The sequence below is a fragment of the Rheinheimera baltica DSM 14885 genome, from assembly GCF_000425345.1.
Lineage (GTDB): Bacteria > Pseudomonadota > Gammaproteobacteria > Enterobacterales > Alteromonadaceae > Alishewanella > Alishewanella baltica.
In genome coordinates, this window is sequence record NZ_AUDG01000037.1 from 24,210 (window position 1) to 40,612 (window position 16,403).

14 protein-coding genes and 1 pseudogene are annotated in these 16,403 nt (G+C 45.7%); 10 read left to right on the plus strand and 5 right to left on the minus strand.

Features of this window, described 5'->3' with window-relative positions; genetic code table 11:
- Positions 1–18 precede the first annotated feature (18 nt).
- From H595_RS0112750 to H595_RS0112760, 3 genes are all read left to right on the plus strand, one after another.
- Entirely contained in the window at positions 19–3,135 is a 3,117-nt protein-coding gene (locus H595_RS0112750) for an amidohydrolase family protein (RefSeq protein ID WP_027671562.1), read from the plus strand.
- Between the two features lie 11 nt (positions 3,136–3,146).
- Positions 3,147–4,451, plus strand: coding sequence for an amidohydrolase family protein (locus tag H595_RS0112755; protein ID WP_027671563.1), 1,305 nt, complete (start codon positions 3,147–3,149; stop codon positions 4,449–4,451).
- 77 nt (positions 4,452–4,528) lie between these two features.
- The gene (locus H595_RS0112760; protein WP_027671564.1) at positions 4,529–6,208 is read left to right on the plus strand and encodes a M28 family metallopeptidase; all 1,680 of its coding nucleotides are present in this window, start codon (positions 4,529–4,531) and stop codon (positions 6,206–6,208) included.
- Between the two features lie 161 nt (positions 6,209–6,369).
- On the opposite strand, the gene H595_RS0112765 is transcribed toward H595_RS0112760, so the two are convergent.
- On the minus strand, positions 6,370–6,768 hold the full coding sequence (locus tag H595_RS0112765; RefSeq protein WP_084153589.1) for an SUI1 family translation initiation factor: 399 nt from the start codon (positions 6,766–6,768) through the stop codon (positions 6,370–6,372).
- 151 nt (positions 6,769–6,919) lie between these two features.
- On the opposite strand from H595_RS0112765, the gene H595_RS0112770 reads away from it, so the two are divergent.
- Positions 6,920–7,615, plus strand: coding sequence for a GAF domain-containing protein (locus H595_RS0112770; protein ID WP_027671566.1), 696 nt, complete (start codon positions 6,920–6,922; stop codon positions 7,613–7,615).
- Positions 7,616–7,657: 42 nt separating this feature from the next.
- Positions 7,658–8,854, plus strand: coding sequence for an amino acid aminotransferase (locus tag H595_RS0112775; protein WP_027671567.1), 1,197 nt, complete (start codon positions 7,658–7,660; stop codon positions 8,852–8,854).
- A 41-nt stretch (positions 8,855–8,895) separates the two neighbouring features.
- On the opposite strand, the gene H595_RS22290 is transcribed toward H595_RS0112775, so the two are convergent.
- Complete coding sequence (locus H595_RS22290) at positions 8,896–9,732, minus strand: alpha/beta fold hydrolase (RefSeq protein WP_037054741.1); 837 nt, start codon at positions 9,730–9,732, stop codon at positions 8,896–8,898.
- Between the two features lie 712 nt (positions 9,733–10,444).
- Between H595_RS22290 and H595_RS0112790 the strand changes: the two genes are divergently transcribed.
- Positions 10,445–10,798 (plus strand): VOC family protein, encoded by a 354-nt coding sequence (locus H595_RS0112790; protein WP_027671569.1) that lies wholly within the window; start codon positions 10,445–10,447, stop codon positions 10,796–10,798.
- A gap of 77 nt (positions 10,799–10,875) precedes the next feature.
- On the opposite strand, the gene H595_RS0112795 is transcribed toward H595_RS0112790, so the two are convergent.
- The gene (locus H595_RS0112795; RefSeq protein ID WP_027671570.1) at positions 10,876–11,148 is read right to left on the minus strand and encodes a hypothetical protein; all 273 of its coding nucleotides are present in this window, start codon (positions 11,146–11,148) and stop codon (positions 10,876–10,878) included.
- Positions 11,149–11,459: 311 nt separating this feature from the next.
- Between H595_RS0112795 and H595_RS0112800 the strand changes: the two genes are divergently transcribed.
- Entirely contained in the window at positions 11,460–12,161 is a 702-nt protein-coding gene (locus H595_RS0112800) for a substrate-binding periplasmic protein (RefSeq protein ID WP_240474891.1), read from the plus strand.
- Positions 12,162–12,195: 34 nt separating this feature from the next.
- Here H595_RS0112800 and ettA read toward each other — a convergent pair whose 3' ends face one another.
- The gene (gene ettA / locus H595_RS0112805; protein WP_027671572.1) at positions 12,196–13,857 is read right to left on the minus strand and encodes an energy-dependent translational throttle protein EttA; all 1,662 of its coding nucleotides are present in this window, start codon (positions 13,855–13,857) and stop codon (positions 12,196–12,198) included.
- 158 nt (positions 13,858–14,015) lie between these two features.
- Between ettA and H595_RS0112810 the strand changes: the two genes are divergently transcribed.
- Positions 14,016–14,369 carry a DUF2750 domain-containing protein gene (locus H595_RS0112810; RefSeq protein ID WP_027671573.1) on the plus strand — a complete coding sequence of 118 codons (354 nt, stop codon included), beginning with the start codon at positions 14,016–14,018 and terminating at the stop codon, positions 14,367–14,369.
- 95 nt (positions 14,370–14,464) lie between these two features.
- Positions 14,465–15,154, plus strand: coding sequence for a GTP cyclohydrolase I FolE (folE, locus tag H595_RS0112815; RefSeq protein WP_240474892.1), 690 nt, complete (start codon positions 14,465–14,467; stop codon positions 15,152–15,154).
- A gap of 61 nt (positions 15,155–15,215) precedes the next feature.
- Here folE and metE read toward each other — a convergent pair.
- Positions 15,216–16,070 (minus strand): annotated as a pseudogene (metE, locus tag H595_RS0112820) (5-methyltetrahydropteroyltriglutamate--homocysteine S-methyltransferase); the annotation flags it as partial.
- A 94-nt stretch (positions 16,071–16,164) separates the two neighbouring features.
- Between metE and H595_RS0112825 the strand changes: the two are divergent.
- Positions 16,165–16,403: transposase (locus H595_RS0112825; RefSeq protein ID WP_156885981.1), on the plus strand; the 239-nt coding region annotated here is incomplete at its 3' end.

Genomic DNA, 16,403 nt, shown 5'->3' on the forward strand with positions numbered 1-16,403 from the left:
TTAATTCAGGAACACGTTATGACCATAAGCCGCCTGTCGAAGGTTGGTTCTGCGTTGCTTATCGCTTTTGCCGCGAGCAGCCAAGCTGATCAGACCTCTCCGTTACAAGGTATCATTGATAAAACGCCTAATTTAATTGCCCTGACCGGTGCTACTGTTTACACCGAACCGGGCAAAAAACTACAAAACGCCACCGTTTTAATTTCCAATGGCCGTATCAGTGCTGTTGGCACAAGCGTTGCCGTTCCAGCGGGTTATCAACAAATTGATGCTAGCCGCTACATGGTGTATCCAGGTTTTATTGACCCCTATACTCAATATGGTATTGAGGCAGCAAAACCGGCGGCTCGTGGTAGCTATCGTGATGCGCCGGTCTACAAAAATGACCGCAAAGGAGGCAATGCCAGCAATGCCGCTATCCATGCGGAGCTTGACTGGATAAGCGAGTTTAAACCTGATGCGAAAGCAGCAGAAGCGCTGCGGCAGTTAGGCTTTACTGCTGCGCAATCAGCGCGATTTGACGGTATTTTTCGTGGGCAGGCTTTTGTCAGCGCATTAGTGGACGGTTTGCCAAACGACGTTGTATTAAACGCCAGGGGACCGCAGTTTATGGCGTTTAGCAAAGGGACGTCAGAGCAAAGTTATCCGTCTTCTCTTATGGGCAGTATTGCACTGATTCGTCAAACTTTAAGTGACGCTAATTGGTATAACCAGGCTTACGGAAAAACAGATGTGCGCTACTTTAATGCGCCGATTGAGTATAATGCTGCACTGCAAGGCTTAAGTAACATTAATCAGCAAGGTGCCATTTTTGAAACCACTGATGACAGATCGATGTTGCGTGCACATCTGTTGTTAAATGAGTTTAACCTGACCAATGCCACTATGGTGGGATCGGGTTATGAATATGTGCGACTTGATGACGTTAAAGCGATGCAGCGCAAGCTGATACTGCCATTGAATTTCCCCGCAGCGCCAGAAGTTGAGCAGCTATCAGACCAGATTGATGTAAATCTTGCAGATTTGCGGCATTGGGAGCGTGCCCCAGCGAACGCAGCAACATTGGCAAAAGCGGGTGTCCCATTTGCATTAACTACCTTTAAGTTAAAAGACAAGAAAGATTTCTGGCCAAATTTACGTAAAGCGGTAAAACACGGTTTATCCGAGGATACGGCGTTAGCCGCGCTTACCACGGTACCCGCTTCTATTGCTGGGGTGTCAGACAAGCTGGGTAAAATTGCACCTGGTTTTCAGGCAGATTTAGTGCTGGCCAGTGGTGACTTATTTGCTGATGGTGAAATTGTTGCCACTTGGGTGCGCGGCAAACAACATAGCATTAAACCGATAACGCCGATTGAATTTGCTGGTGATTACCAAGTCTCTGTTGCGGGTAAACCTTTTACAATTAGTTTGACCGGCGATGCAGAAAAGCTTAGTGGCAGTGTCAAGGTAGATGCTGGCGATGCAGAAGCCAAAATTGTAAAACTCGAACAGGTAAAGACACAGCAGCAGCTGTTGCAGTTTAATTTGAATCTTGCTGACTTAACGGGCGATAAGCAGATTGCCCAATTTAGTGGCCAGCTGTTGGACAACAATTTAACAGGTAAATGGCAGTTAATGTCAGGTACTGAAATGTTGACTGCGAAACGCCAACCGCCAGTTAGTGTTGAAACTGATGACAAAGCCGATGACAGCGTTGATATTAATATGCTGTCAAAGATAACGTTTCCAAATCGTGCTTATGGTCTTCCTGAGTTAGCAAAACAGCAAAACGTACATATTAAAAATGCGACGGTGTGGACAGCTGAGAAAGAAGGTGTGCTGCAAAACACCGACGTTATTGTGCGTAATGGTAAGTTCGATAAGATCGGTAAAAACTTAACTACGCCACGCGGCTTTGACGTGATTGATGCCAACGGTATGCACCTGACTCCAGGTATGATTGATGAGCACTCACACGTTGCCATAGAAGCTGGCGTCAACGAAGGGACCGATGCTGTTACGTCAGAAGTTCGCATTGGCGATGTGTTAAATCCAGAGGACATTAACCTGTATCGTGGTTTAGCTGGTGGTGTAACCACAGCGCAACTCTTGCACGGCAGTGCCAACCCCATTGGTGGGCAGGCGCAGGTTATTCAGTTTCGCTGGGGCGAAAATGCACAGGGCCTGAAAATGAAAGCGGCACCACCAAGCATTAAGTTTGCATTGGGTGAAAACGTTAAACAGGCAAATTGGGGCGATGCTTTTACTGAGCGCTACCCGCAAACCCGCATAGGTGTAGAAACAACAATTCGTGATGCTTTTGTTGCAGCCAAAGAATACAAAGCCAAACTGGCGGCCTATAACAAATTGACTAAGCGTCAGCGCGAGCAAGTTGCTGCACCGCGCATAGATTATCGCTTAGAAGCGTTGGTGGAAATTCTGGATAAACAACGTTTTGTGCATACTCACTCTTATGTTGCCTCTGAAATATTAATGCTGATTGAGTTGGCAGATGACATGGATTTTAACATCACCACTTTTACGCATATTCTGGAAGGTTACAAAACCGGCAAAGAAATGGCAGCACATGGTGCAAGTGCATCAACGTTTGCTGATTGGTGGGGGTTTAAGATTGAAGTACAGGACGCTATTCCAACCAATGCGTGTTTAATGGCAGAGCAGGGCGTGAATGTCAGTATTAACTCTGATGATGCAGGCTTGCAGCGTCGTTTGAATCAGGAAGCGGCTAAATCGGTTATGTACTGCGGTATGGATCAGCATGAAGCGCTAAAAATGGTTACGATTAACCCTGCTATGCAGTTGAAAATAGATACCGTTACCGGCTCTATTAAAGAAGGTAAGCAAGCTGATTTTGTGTTGTGGAATACGCATCCGTTATCTGTGTATAGTCAGGCCCAACAAACCTGGATTGCTGGTACCAAATACTTTGATATCAACACAGACAAGCAGCTGCAGCAGCAGCTGGAAGCGGAAAAAATCGCACTGGTACAAAAAGTACTGACCTCGGGTGACGCAGCTAAAGCGGGTGATAAAGAAGGTTTCAAACCGTACGAACCCGAGTGGCATTGCGAGGACCAGGGTGACTGGTGGCAGATAGGTAGTCATATTCACGCCAATGGCCATAAGCACTAAGGAGTAGCAGCATGAAATTAACGAAAATCTGTATAAACGTGTTTGCCGCCTTAGCTAGCAGTTTAACTACAAGCGCTGTTTTGGCACATGACATGGTACCGGGCCAGGTGCAAAAAGCCCCAATACTGTTAACCGGCCTTACTGTACACACCGTAACCAACGGCGTGAAGGTGGATAACGATGTGTTGCTTGTTGATGGCAAAATTGCCGCTGTGGGCAAAGATTTAACTGCACCAGACGGGGCCACTGTAATGGCCCTGGACGGCAAACATCTGTATCCGGGATTAATCGCGCTGGCGAATCAGTTGGGTCTTATTGAGATTGAAGCCGTACGTGCGACTGATGACACGACTGAAGTGACGCAGACGAATCCAGATATTAAAGCCAGGCTAGCTTACAACGCAGATTCTGAAGTGATACCAACGATCCGCAGTAACGGCTTCGCCTACAGTATGGTATACCCTTCAGGCAGTATGCTGATGGGACAATCCAGCCTGATGCAATTAGACGCTTGGAACCATCAGGATGCGTTAGTTGCAGAGGGTACTGGCTTGCATATTCGTTGGCCAAACGCCAGTACCTTAGGTTCGCGCTGGAATCCGAAACCGGCTGATGAAGTTCGTAAAGCCAATGCTGAACAGTTGGAAAAGCTGCAGCAGTATTTTAAAGATGCAAAAGCTTATTATGACGCTGAAAAGGCAGGATTAAACACCGGACTAGATTCACGCTGGCATGAAATGCTGGCCGTGTTTGACGCCAAACGCCCCTTATTTGTTCATGCCGACGATGAAAGGCAAATACGTCAAGCGATATTGCTGGCTAAAGAGTACGGCCTTAAGTTAACCATTGTTGGCGGTCGGGACAGTTGGCGTATGGCTGATGAATTAGCTGCGGCAATGGTTTCAGTGATTTATACTGCGCCTTATGGTTTACCCAGCCGTGGCGACGAAAATTACCAGCAGGCGTTTATCGTACCCAAAACTTTGCAAGATGCAGGTGTGCAGTATGCACTGTCATTGGATGGTTTTTGGGATACACGTAATTTAGTGTTTGCAGCAGGGCAAGCGATTAGTTTTGGTTTAACGCCAGAGCAGGCGTTACGTTCTGTTACGATTAATGCCGCGCAAATTGCCGGTGTTGCCGATAAAATTGGCAGTATTGAAGTTGGAAAAGCGGCTAGTTTGGTCGTTTCCGACGGTCATATTTTTGACTATTTAGGCCATAAGGTTACACATCTATGGATTGATGGTCGTGAAGTGGATCTCAATAACCGTCACAAACAATTGCATCAGAAGTATCAGCAGCGCATTAATTAAGTTATTACTTAATTGAGCCGCTATTGTGTCATTGTCAGTGCCAGCCTTTGCTGGCACTGCTGTTTTAAGGAAGTAAGATGAAACACAGGTTTTTAGTTGCTGCATTGGCTTTTGCTGCTGTTACCGGCTGTGCCGGCAATGCGCCACATATTGCAGAAACAGGCTCAACTGCCAATGCTCAAGCCATTGAAGCGCATATGCAATTTTTGGCATCTGACGCACTTGCCGGGAGAGAGACTGCCAGTAAAGAGCACGAGATTGCCTCTCTGTATATCGCTAGCCAGCTGCAGGCATTGGGCTTAGAGCCTGCAGGAGAGCATGGCAGTTATTTTCAGCGCGTACCTATGCGCAAGGCGCGTTTGGCGCAGGACAGTGCAAAATTTGTATTACATGTCGATGGTAAAAGTACCGCGCTAGCTTATCCAAAAGCGTTTTTTACCGGCCCTAGCATGCAGTACACACAAACCGATGTGACTGCACCTATGGTGTTTGCTGGCTATGGTTTGGTATCCACAGAGTTTGGTCTGGATGATTATGCTGGCTTAGATGTTGAAGGGAAAATCGTCGTGATATTAACTGGCCGTCCGGACAGTTTGCCCAGTGAAGAAGCGGCCCATCTTAACAGTTTAAAAACCAGGCTGGCTGCTGAACGAGGCGCAGTGGGTGTTGTTACCATACACACCCCTAAACAGGAAAAAAGCCGGCCTTACGCCAACAGCTTATTGTATTTAACAGCCCCTGGCATGGAATGGCTTCAAGCTGATGGTTCACCTGCAGATAGTTACCCAAATTTAAAGGCAGGTGCTTATGTGCATCCTGATGCTGCAGCGGCTTTATTTGCCAAGGCGCCGTTATCGCTGGCTGATATTTTTACCCAGTTGGAAAACAAACAAAATCCAAAGGGGTTTGATTTAGCCGTGTCTGCGACATTACAGCGCACCAGCAGCCATGAAGAAATTTCCAGTCCAAACGTGATTGCTGTGTTGCCCGGCTCTGATCCGGTATTAAAAAATGAGTATGTTGTGGTTACCGCACATTCTGATCATATTGGCTTAAGTAATGACTTACGCAGTGATGACAAAATAAACAATGGCGCGATGGATAACGCTGCTGGTGTCGCTATTTTGCTTGAAACTGCACGGTTATTTGCTCAGCTGCCAGAGGCACCAAAGCGTTCTATTTTGTTTGTGGTGGTAACCGGCGAAGAAAAAGGTTTACTAGGTGCAGACTACTTCGCTAATAACCCCACCCGGCCAATTGAAGCGCTGGTAGGGAATGTTAATTTAGATATGCCGGTGTTGCTGTATCCGTTTGCCGACATGATAGCATTTGGCGCCAACCACTCATCGCTTGGCAAAGTGGTGGAGCAGGCTGCGGCAAAAGAAGGTATCGCGCTAAGTGCTGATCCTATGCCTGAGCAAGCCATTTTTACCCGTTCAGATCACTACACCCTAGTAAAGCAGGGCGTACCGGCAGTATTTTTAATGACAGGTTTTAAGTCGAAAGACCCAAACCAGGACGGTGGCAAAATATGGGGCAGCTTCTTTGCCAAGCATTACCACAAGCCATCGGATGACATTGCTAGTTTGACCAAAGAGTATGGCCCTATCCGTTACGATGCGGGGGCGGTGTTCACTAATATTAATTTTAATATTGCGCTGGATATTGCCAATACCGAGCAGCGGCCCTACTGGCTAAAAGACAGCTTCTTTAATGGGGTTTTCGGCAAGTCGTATAATCGCGAAGCGGTAAAGTGAGCAGCCCATCACTTTAGCCGCAGTGAGAACCAGTTTGCTCTAAGCTAACCGTTGAAGCCCTGGACGGGCTGAAACGAGCCCCCAGGGATGGGTTTACGGCGTGTTAGTGTGAGCAAATTGGTTCGGAAACACTGATGTCGGTGCTGAGCATAATTAAATGATCAGCCACCGGCCCATTTAGTTTTAAAGCCTTCTGCCTGCAACAATTGCTCAACCAGCTCGCGCTTGTCGCCCTGAATTTCAATGACGCCATCTTTTACCGCGCCGCCACAAGCACATTTCTTTTTTAGTTTTGCCGCTAGCAGTACTAATTCATCATGCGTCCTGGCTATGCCCGTTATGGTTAGCACAGCCTTTCCGCCGCGACCTTTCGTTTCACGACGAATACGTATTGCACCATCGGCAAAGGCTTCTGCTACTTGTTGAACTACTGGCTTTGGGGTTACCCGGCCACTTTGGGTACTAAACACAAGGTTAGGGTCATCTTTTACCGCAGCTTTATTGCCTTGCGGGTTCATTTTTTCTTGCCAGTCAGCGAGTGAAATTTTATTGGATGCCATAAAGTTTTAATGTTCATTACTTAACAATAGTGCCAGCTTAAACATCCCTTTGCTGTGCGGCAATAATTTCTCTCAGATCTGCGTTGCTTGCTTGGTTTTTTAATCACTTCTGCTAAAATGCCTCTAATTTTTAGAAATCTGGATGGCTATAATGTCTCAACATGTTTTTTCAGCGTCTGATTATGTAGCACGTTCAGGCTTGGCTGAGCAATTTGGTGATATCGCGGCCAAGGTTGAGCATTTTCAACGTGCATTAAACGAATATATTGCTAATGCCGAGTTACCTCAGCTGCAGTGGCAATACCGCGTACCGGAATTGGGTGAGGGCGGGGCGTGTTCACTGTTTGGTCAACTTGCTGATGAACCCTATGATCTTACTGCAATTTTAGGTGGACAGACTGATGTTAATCAACGTGCGCTGACACAGTTATCATTAATTACTGCATTTTATCGTCAACATTCTGGCTTAGACTGGTTTGGCATTTATCAAGCCAGAGCAAACATGAGCGGTGATAATGTTTTGGTGAAGTTAGCCTATTACGGCGCGGCGTCTCGGGCGGAATTTCCGCTAAATGCGACCTTTGCTCAGATCAGTAATAACAGCACGGTTGGGTTAAGCGGTAAGGCTAAAGTGATTAATGACGTGGCGGCGTACTTAGGCTCTGGTGGCGAGTATTATACCTGTGATCCAAAAGTTCAGGCTGAAGCATGTTTGCCTCTGTTTGACCAATCAGGCAAAATATGTGGCATTGTTGACGCTGAAGATTTTAATAAAAACGTATTTACTGCTGATGCTATGGCATTGTTAGTGGCGGTATGTTTAACCATACCGGCTTATTTGCCTTAAGCGCAGTCTTTTTTCATGCAACTTTAATTCAGGTAGAACCTTATGTTTGCTCAGTTACAACCGGTGGCCACCGATCCCATCCTAGGCTTGATGGCAGCGTACAAAGAAGATACTAACCCAAACAAAGTTGACCTTGGTGTTGGTGTGTATAAAGACGAGCAGGGCCACACTGCAGTGCTTAAATGTGTGAAAGAAGCTGAAGCGCTGCGGCTAAAAAATGAAGACAGTAAAACGTACATCGGCATGGCGGGTGACTTAGGTTTTAATAACCATATTGAAAAACTGGCATTTGGTGTTGGACATAAAGCATTGTTGGCCAACCGCATTACTACCGCACATACCCCTGGCGGTACCGGTGCACTTCGTGTTGCCGCTGAGTTTATTAAAAAAGCGAACCCAAATGCAACAATTTGGGTAACCAGCCCAACCTGGGCGAATCATATTTCCATGTTTAAAGCCGCGGGTCTCAATGTAAAGGAATATACGTACTATGACTACGCAACTAAAGGCCTGAACGAAGAGGCGATGTTTGCTGATTTAGCTACTGTGCCCGCGGGTGATGTGGTACTGGTACATGCCTGTTGCCATAACCCCAGTGGTATGGATTTGACCTTTGCTCAGTGGCAGCGTTTTACTGATATTGCTAATGAACGTGGATTTACGCCGCTAGTTGATATGGCATACCAAGGTTTTGGTTCAGGTCTGGATGAAGACGCAAAAGGCTTACGTTATCTTGCTGACAACGTCGAAGAGATGTTGTTGTGCAGTTCCTGCTCGAAAAACTTCGGTTTATACCGTGAGCGAATCGGTGCTGTGTCAATTATGTCGGCAGACAGCAAGGTGATGGAAATTACCCGGGTTAATTTGCTAAGTGTGGTACGCAGTATTTATTCGATGCCACCTGCGCATGGTGCTATTGTTGTGGCGAATATTCTTGATAGTACTGAGCTAACAGCGTTATGGCATCAAGAGCTGGCAGAAATGCGTGATCGTATTAACAACTATCGCCAATTGATCATCGACAAATTAGCCGGTGAAGGCGTACAGCAGGACTTTAGTTTTATTACACGACAGCATGGCATGTTTAGCTTTTTGGGCATAGATAAAGCGCAAATTGCCCGCTTACGCAGTGAGTTTAGCATTTATATGGTTGATTCAAGCCGTGTAAGCATTGCAGGCTTGAACCATAGCAACATTGATTACTTTGCTAAATCAGTTGCTACAGTGTTGCAAGGCTAACAAAGTGCTAACTGAAAAAACCGCAGCGCACTGCGGTTTTTTTATGCCCGTAAAAAGTGCTGTATGGCCTTAGCGACGTCAGCGGGTTGTGTCATATGGCAGTGATGGCCACCTGTTGCCCATACCAGTTGCAAGTTTGTAAAGTGTTCGGCTAGTGGCGCTTGGGAAGCAAAGGGGCCGTCTTTTGCCAGTACTGCCAGTACAGGACACTTTACCGCTAGCATTAGCGCTTGTGCTTGCTCGGGTGTTAAGCGGTAGACTGAACGTTGGCGTAGCCGCATGTCTGCCCGCCACGTAACACCTTCTGTTGTCGCGACAGCGCCGCGCTCAGTTAATATCATCGCTTCTTTTAAGTTAAAATCGCTCTGTCGATGGCGTGCTGCTGCCGCATCAACGAATGACGCATAATAGGGTTTACCGGAAGCTGGTTTTAAGCGTGATGTTATGCCTTCTCTGAGTTGCTTAGCACTTTGCTCCGGGGCGTCAGTAACAAAGCCTATACTGTCTATCAAAATGATTTTTGCTACAAGCTCAGGAAACGCTGCTGCCAATGCCGTGGCGACCATCCCGCCCATTGAGTGGCCAATAATGGTCAGTTGCTGCCAGTTTTGCTGTCGGCAAATTGTAACCACGTCTTGTACCCAGTCAAAAAAATAATAGTAAGCATCGGTTCCACGATGCTTAGAGTGACCATGGCCCGGAAAATCAATAGCCACCAGTGGTACATCATCCATCTGATGAGCAAGCGGTATAAAACTGGCGGCATTATCTAGCCAGCCATGTAAACACAATACAGGTTGGCGATTGATATCAAGGACAACATTGCTTATTGCAGCAATACCCGCAGCGTCGCCTGATAACGGATACTGAAACTTCATGTAAGCCTTCTTTAATCGGATACCAAATATTGGTGATAAACGTTATCACAGCTTCGGCAATTGAGATATTGCTATTGCCTGTATTTATGACGCAATAGACTCGGCCTATAATGGCTTGTTCAGTGGTTTATAGATTAGAATAACTAACCATAATTGTGCCGATTTTAAACGGGGTTAAATCGCACGGCATAGCACTTTTACGTTAACTAACCTTAATAATCCTGCATAAATCTTTATAATTAATGCATAATAATGATTTTTAGTTGGCGGGTCGTATATTGTTTCGCCAATGCAGTTTGAACTGAAAATTAATTTAATATTTAAAGTGCATTAGAAAAGTTAATGCTTTGGTTGTAATTTATCTCGTTCGTGCTCAGTGTGAAAAATAGGCATAATGCGCAGCATATAGCCACAGCGCAAACACAGAGGTAAATATGAGCACGTTAAATACAGCCGCCACTAAACAGAACTTGACCGCGAGGCGCAGTAATGTAATTGCTCGTGCATTATTTGTACGAAAGCTAAATAAATTGCTGAGTCTGATGGGCCGTGCATTAAACACTGCGGCAATGTCCGTTAGCAAATAACGCTTACCAGGTTTCATCCAGAAAAGCCACGCGTCCCCAACCCGCGTGGCTTTTCTACTTCTGCTGCTTGTTCCAACGATTCGCTTGCATTAAAGTAACAATGATTACAGCGGGGAGATGAAATAATGACAGGGCATGAAAACATAAACTATATAGAATTTCCTGCGGCTGATTTGAGCGCCACTAAACAGTTTTACAACAAAGTATTTGGCTGGGTGTTTGCAGATTACGGCCCGGACTACATCGCTTTTGCTAATTCAGGTGTGGATGGTGGCTTTTACCGCTCAGATAAGACATCGTCTGTAGCTAACGGGGCGGCTCTGGTAGTGTTATACAGCAAAGATTTAATCAAGACTGAACAACGTATAGTTGCATCAGGCGGCAAAATTATTAAACCGGTATTTTCTTTTCCGGGAGGAAAACGGTTCCATTTCTCTGACCCAAGTGGTAATGAATTAGCCGTATGGTCTGAGCAGTAATAAGAAGATGTAATAAGAGATCGCTTACGCAACAGTAACTGCGTAAGCGATATGCTGAGTACTGCATAGAATATCTCTTATTCGTCATCTGTATCTTTTTTGTCTGCCTGTAGTGGTGCTTCTGTTTGTGACACGCTTTGTTCTGCTAACACCGCGCCGGCAGAAAATAGCAATTCTGTCGTCGTGTTCTCTAGCGCCAACTTGGCTTGTAGTTTTATGTTTTTCCCCAGTTCAGCCAGTTGACTCGTTACTACCTCAGTCAGTTCTTCTGTAATGCTGCTCGCTTGTGCTGGTGAAGCTAAATTGACAGCAAACACGGTGGCCAAGGTTAATGCAGTTAATGTTTTCATTTTGTGATCCTTAATTACCATTTGATTAAATAACACTGAACCTATATCAAGCTGCGTGCCAATTGTTTTTATTAATTTAAGTATTTGAAATTAAATGATTATTATTTTTTTGTGTAGGATTTTCTGGTAGGGCGGTTCACCTTGATATTATATTTTTGGTGAAAATGACTAAAAGTTAGTGAAAATTATTTTGCAAATTTCAAGTGTGGCACTGCAGGGGATTTGCGCTATGATTCAATGATTATGCAGGCATGATGTAGGCTAGAATGTTAAAAGCGTTGTTGATGGTTTTTAGTTGCTGCTGTCTTTATGTGCAGGCCCAAACACTTGCCCCAATTCGGGTAGTGACTGAATATTCACCACCGCACCAAACCCTGGTTCAAGGCGAAGTTAGCGGGCTGAGTACGGAGTTGGTACTTGCTATCTTAGCAGAAGCGGGGGTTAGCGCGACAATTGAGATGTTCCCCTGGGCCAGGGCATTTAATATTGCACGTAGCCAACCTAATGTATTGATTTACAATATGGCCCGTACGCCAGAGCGCGAAGAACAATTTCACTGGTTAGGCACAGTTGCAGCATATCAACTTGGTTTTGTTGGCCTCAGTCATCGACAAGACATTACTATCACGTCATTGGATGAGGCACTGGCATTTACCATAGCCGTACAACGAGACGATCTCTCGGCAAATTTTTTGCTTCAACAGGGTTTCGAACTTGGCGTGCAACTGGTGTTGGTTGCCGACATTAGCGAATCTTGGCAATTATTACGCAACGGTAAGGTTGATCTTATTATTGATGATGCCGTTGCGCTTAATGATATGGTAGCAAAGCTGGATCTGCCACAATCATCTGTCCGATTCGTTTATGCTATCCCACAGCTTAAGCAGCAAACCTGGCTGGCAGCAAGTTTAGCAACCTCGCCTGAACTTATTAACGCAATAAAGTTTGCCCACAAGAAAATTGCACTCTCACCGCGATATCATCAGATTATGTCGTCTTCTTATCGTGAGTAAAATAAAACCGCCCGCAATTGCGGGCGGTAGCGGGTTAGATTTTTTTATATTTAATACGATGCGGCTCTAACGCATCGGCACCATATGTCGCTTTTAGCCAGGCTTCATAGTCAGAATAGTTGCCTTCAAAGAAGTTAACGTTGCCTTCATCACGGTAATCAAGAATATGCGTTGCAATGCGGTCCAGGAACCAACGGTCGTGCGATATCACCATGGCACAGCCCGGGAAATCCAACAGGGCATTTTCCAGCGCTCGCAGCGTTTCAACATCCAAGTCATTGGTAGGTTCATCCAGCAGCAACATATTACCGCCAGCTTTTAATAACGCCGCTAAATGCACACGATTTCGCTCACCACCGGATAATTCACCGATAAACTTTTGTTGATCGTTACCTTTAAAATTAAAGCGACCCACATAAGCACGACTAGGAATTTGGAAACTGCCAATTTGTAGCATGTCCTGACCGTTAGAAATCTCCTGCCAGACGGTATTTTTAGGGTTCATACTGTCGCGGAATTGGTCAACACTGGCCAGTTGCACGGTGTCACCGACACTGATATCACCTGAGTCTGCTTGTTCGGTGCCGCTGATCATTTTAAATAGCGTTGATTTACCGGCGCCGTTCGGGCCGATGATGCCAACTATGGCACCTTTGGGCATGCTAAAGCTTAAATTGTCTATTAATAAGCGTTCGCCAAAAGACTTACGCAGATTAGTCACTTCCAGCACTTTGTCTCCCAAGCGAGGGCCAGGTGGAATAAACAGTTCGTTAGTTTCATTACGTTTTTGAAACTCCTGGCTTTGCAGTTCTTCAAACCGTGCCATCCGGGCTTTACTTTTAGCATGGCGGCCTTTTGGATTCGTGCGCACCCATTCCAATTCTTGTTTAATGGAGCGTTGACGGGCATTTTCAGTTTTCTCTTCTTGCTGCAAACGCGCATCTTTTTGCTCTAACCAAGAGGAGTAGTTACCTTCCCAGGGAATACCATAACCGCGGTCTAACTCGAGGATCCAACCAGCAACATTATCCAGGAAGTAACGGTCGTGGGTAATGGCCACAACAGTACCCGGATAGTCGTGCAGGAAACGTTCTAACCAAGCAACAGACTCAGCATCAAGGTGGTTAGTCGGTTCGTCCAGCAGTAGCATGTCAGGACGTTCTAACAGTAAACGACAAATGGCTACGCGGCGGCGTTCACCCCCTGACAGATGCTCGATTTTGGCATCCCAGGGCGGCAGACGCAGCGCATCTGCGGCGCGCTCTAAGGTATTATCCAGGTTATGACCTTCTTTGGCCTGAATTAATGCCTCCAGCTCACCTTGTTCGCGGGCCAGTGCATCAAAATCGGCGTTTTCCTCGGCATAGGCGGCGTAAACTTGATCTAATCGCGCTAAAGCATCTTTTACGTCACTGACGGCTTCTTCAACGATTTCACGCACGGTTTTACTGGTATCTAACACCGGTTCTTGTGGCAAATAACCAATTTTAGTGCCTGCCAACGGGCGGGCTTCACCTTCAAATTCGGTATCAACACCAGCCATAATACGTAGTAAGGTAGATTTACCAGAACCGTTTAAACCCAACACGCCAATTTTGGCACCCGGGAAAAACGAAAGTGAAATGTCTTTTAATATTGTGCGTTTAGGGGGAACCACCTTCGAAACGCGATACATCGAGTAGATATATTGAGCCATAATAATACGCTTATTTTTGCCTGAATTAGTGCGGTTAATTGTACGTTATTTTCGCAGAACAGGGAAAGGCGGCAACGCGCAGATTAAGATAAAACTCGCTTTTGAGCGCTGCTTTCTGGTCTAATAGCACTAATACTTTACCTGGGGTGAAAATCATTATGAGTCAGTTTGCACAAGATCCAAGTTTTCAGCGTTTCGTAGAAGAAGCCAAAACCCACGGTGTGGTTTATGTGTTGGCCGACGGCGAAGATTTGTTGGTTGTAGAGTCCGTTGAATTTGAGGACACTGACGTCATGCCGTTTTGGTCTGATGAAGCATCAGCGATAGCGCACTGCTCAGAAGAGTGGGCGGTTTATAAGCCAGAAGCTATTCCGCTAAATGTGTTTTGTGACGGTTGGCTTAAAGAAATGTACGATGATGGCGTTTTAATTGGTACAAACTGGGACGAGAGCCTTAATGGGCCTGAAGTTGAACCGCGCGAACTGCTTGAAGCTTTGTCATTAGTACAATAATCCTGCCGCAAGCTCTGCTCTGAGTTTTGACCTTTCGGAGCAGGTATTTTGCATAAAAATGGCAAAAAAAAGACAATCCCCGTAAACTATCGGCAATGGCGACACGTATTATGGTGATTGAAGCCGGGTTGGATAAAGTTATGTTACCAGATGAAGCAATATTGGTTCGCAGTGCGTTAGAAGCCCAAGGGTTAGAAACCCCGATGCTGGATAACGGTATGTCTCGTGACCAAAAATACGACAAAATTAACGCGCTGATGACTGAAGTTGTCACAACACTTGGGCTAGACCTTAGTGATGACAGCCTACGCGAAACGCCGCATCGCATTGCAAAAATGTATGTTGACGAGATTTTTGGCGGCTTAGATTATGCTAATTTTCCAAAAATTGCGCTTATAGACAATAAGATGCAAGTAAAGGAAATGGTAAAAGTGAAAGATATCAGCTTTACCAGCACCTGCGAGCATCACTTTGTCACTATCGATGGCAGTGCAACAGTAGCCTACATTCCTGAAAAACGTATTATTGGTTTATCCAAAATCAACCGTATTGTTCGTTTTTTCGCTAAGCGACCTCAGGTACAGGAACGTTTGACGCAACAAATTCTGGTGGCATTACAAACTTTACTGCAAACACCCAATGTGGCGGTAACGATGGAAGCCGTGCATTACTGTGTGAAATCACGTGGCGTGATGGATGTAAATTCTAAAACACAAACAACAGCACTTGGTGGCACGTTTAAAGATGACGGACGTACCCGTGCAGAATTCTTAGCGCGATATTAATTTCGAATGTTTGCATTTAAAAAAGGCGCCGTGTGGCGCCTTTTTTGTCGATGTTAATTGCTTACAATAGCTCGGTACGTAGTTCCTTACAGGCTTTCACCATGTTGGCCAGCGCCGTGCGTGTTTCGTTCCAGCCTCGCGTTTTCAAGCCACAATCCGGATTAACCCATAACCGTTGTAATGGGATTTTTTCAGCCGCTTTGTAGATAAGTTGCTTCATCCAACTTACGCTGGGGACATTGGGCGAATGAATGTCATACACGCCCGGACCAATCTCATTAGGATAATCGAAGTGCTCAAACGCATTGAGCAACTCCATATTGGAACGCGACGTTTCAATGGTTATAACATCAGCATCCATTGCTGCAATTGACGCAATGATGTCGTTAAATTCGCTATAGCACATATGCGTGTGTATTTGTGTGGTGCTGTTTATATCGCGGCAGCTTAGTTTAAATGCTGCAACAGCCCAGTCGAGATAGTGCTGCCACTGACTATGTTTTAACGGTAACCCCTCGCGAAACGCGGGTTCATCAATTTGAATAATATTGATGCCGGCCTCTTGCAGATCTTTTACCTCTTCGGCCAGTGCTAAACTCAGTTGTAAGGCGATATCTGCGCGGCTAATATCCTCGCGTGGGAATGACCATCCCAGCAGTGTTACTGGGCCAGTAAGCATACCTTTTACCGGTTTATCTGTGAGAGATTGGGCATAGCGCGTCCAGCTTACGGTCATAGCTTGTGGCCTGCTGATATCGCCGATTATAACCGGGGGTTTTACACAGCGTGAGCCATAGCTTTGTACCCAGCCAAACTGAGTAAATGTATAGCCTTCCAGCAGCTCACCAAAGTATTCCACCATGTCGTTGCGCTCAGCTTCACCGTGCACTAATACATCTAAGCCGATTTGCTCTTGCTCTAGGGCTTGTTGATCTTTCGAGATGGATTATTAGACAGCATGATGGGCTGGTACAATTACTTTCGCCAAAAACTAACCATGACAACCCATCATGCCAAGGACAATGTTAACAGACGAGTGCTGGTCAAAGCTAATCAGATTGATGCTTAAAACAGGCCGCATTTATGACAAACCGGAACACAGAAATACTTTCGAAGGCATTTTGTACCGGATGCGGGTCGGTTGCCCATGGCGCGATGTGCCAGAAACTTTTGGAGATTGGAGCGCCATCTACCGGCGTTTTAACTTGTGGTCTAAAAAAGGCATTCTGATGCAGCTATTCGCCGAGTT

Bases quoted from the DNA above. Each gene is read 5' to 3' on its own strand.
- H595_RS0112750 (WP_027671562.1), top strand. From the start codon at position 19: ATGACCATAAGCCGCCTGTCGAAGGTTGGTTCTGCGTTGCTTATCGCT.
- H595_RS0112755 (WP_027671563.1), top strand. From the start codon at position 3,147: ATGAAATTAACGAAAATCTGTATAAACGTGTTTGCCGCCTTAGCTAGC.
- H595_RS0112760 (WP_027671564.1), top strand. From the start codon at position 4,529: ATGAAACACAGGTTTTTAGTTGCTGCATTGGCTTTTGCTGCTGTTACC.
- H595_RS0112765 (WP_084153589.1), bottom strand. From the start codon at position 6,768: ATGGCATCCAATAAAATTTCACTCGCTGACTGGCAAGAAAAAATGAAC.
- H595_RS0112770 (WP_027671566.1), top strand. From the start codon at position 6,920: ATGTCTCAACATGTTTTTTCAGCGTCTGATTATGTAGCACGTTCAGGC.
- H595_RS0112775 (WP_027671567.1), top strand. From the start codon at position 7,658: ATGTTTGCTCAGTTACAACCGGTGGCCACCGATCCCATCCTAGGCTTG.
- H595_RS22290 (WP_037054741.1), bottom strand. From the start codon at position 9,732: ATGAAGTTTCAGTATCCGTTATCAGGCGACGCTGCGGGTATTGCTGCA.
- H595_RS0112790 (WP_027671569.1), top strand. From the start codon at position 10,445: ATGACAGGGCATGAAAACATAAACTATATAGAATTTCCTGCGGCTGAT.
- H595_RS0112795 (WP_027671570.1), bottom strand. From the start codon at position 11,148: ATGAAAACATTAACTGCATTAACCTTGGCCACCGTGTTTGCTGTCAAT.
- ettA (WP_027671572.1), bottom strand. From the start codon at position 13,857: ATGGCTCAATATATCTACTCGATGTATCGCGTTTCGAAGGTGGTTCCC.
- H595_RS0112810 (WP_027671573.1), top strand. From the start codon at position 14,016: ATGAGTCAGTTTGCACAAGATCCAAGTTTTCAGCGTTTCGTAGAAGAA.
- folE (WP_240474892.1), top strand. From the start codon at position 14,465: ATGGCGACACGTATTATGGTGATTGAAGCCGGGTTGGATAAAGTTATG.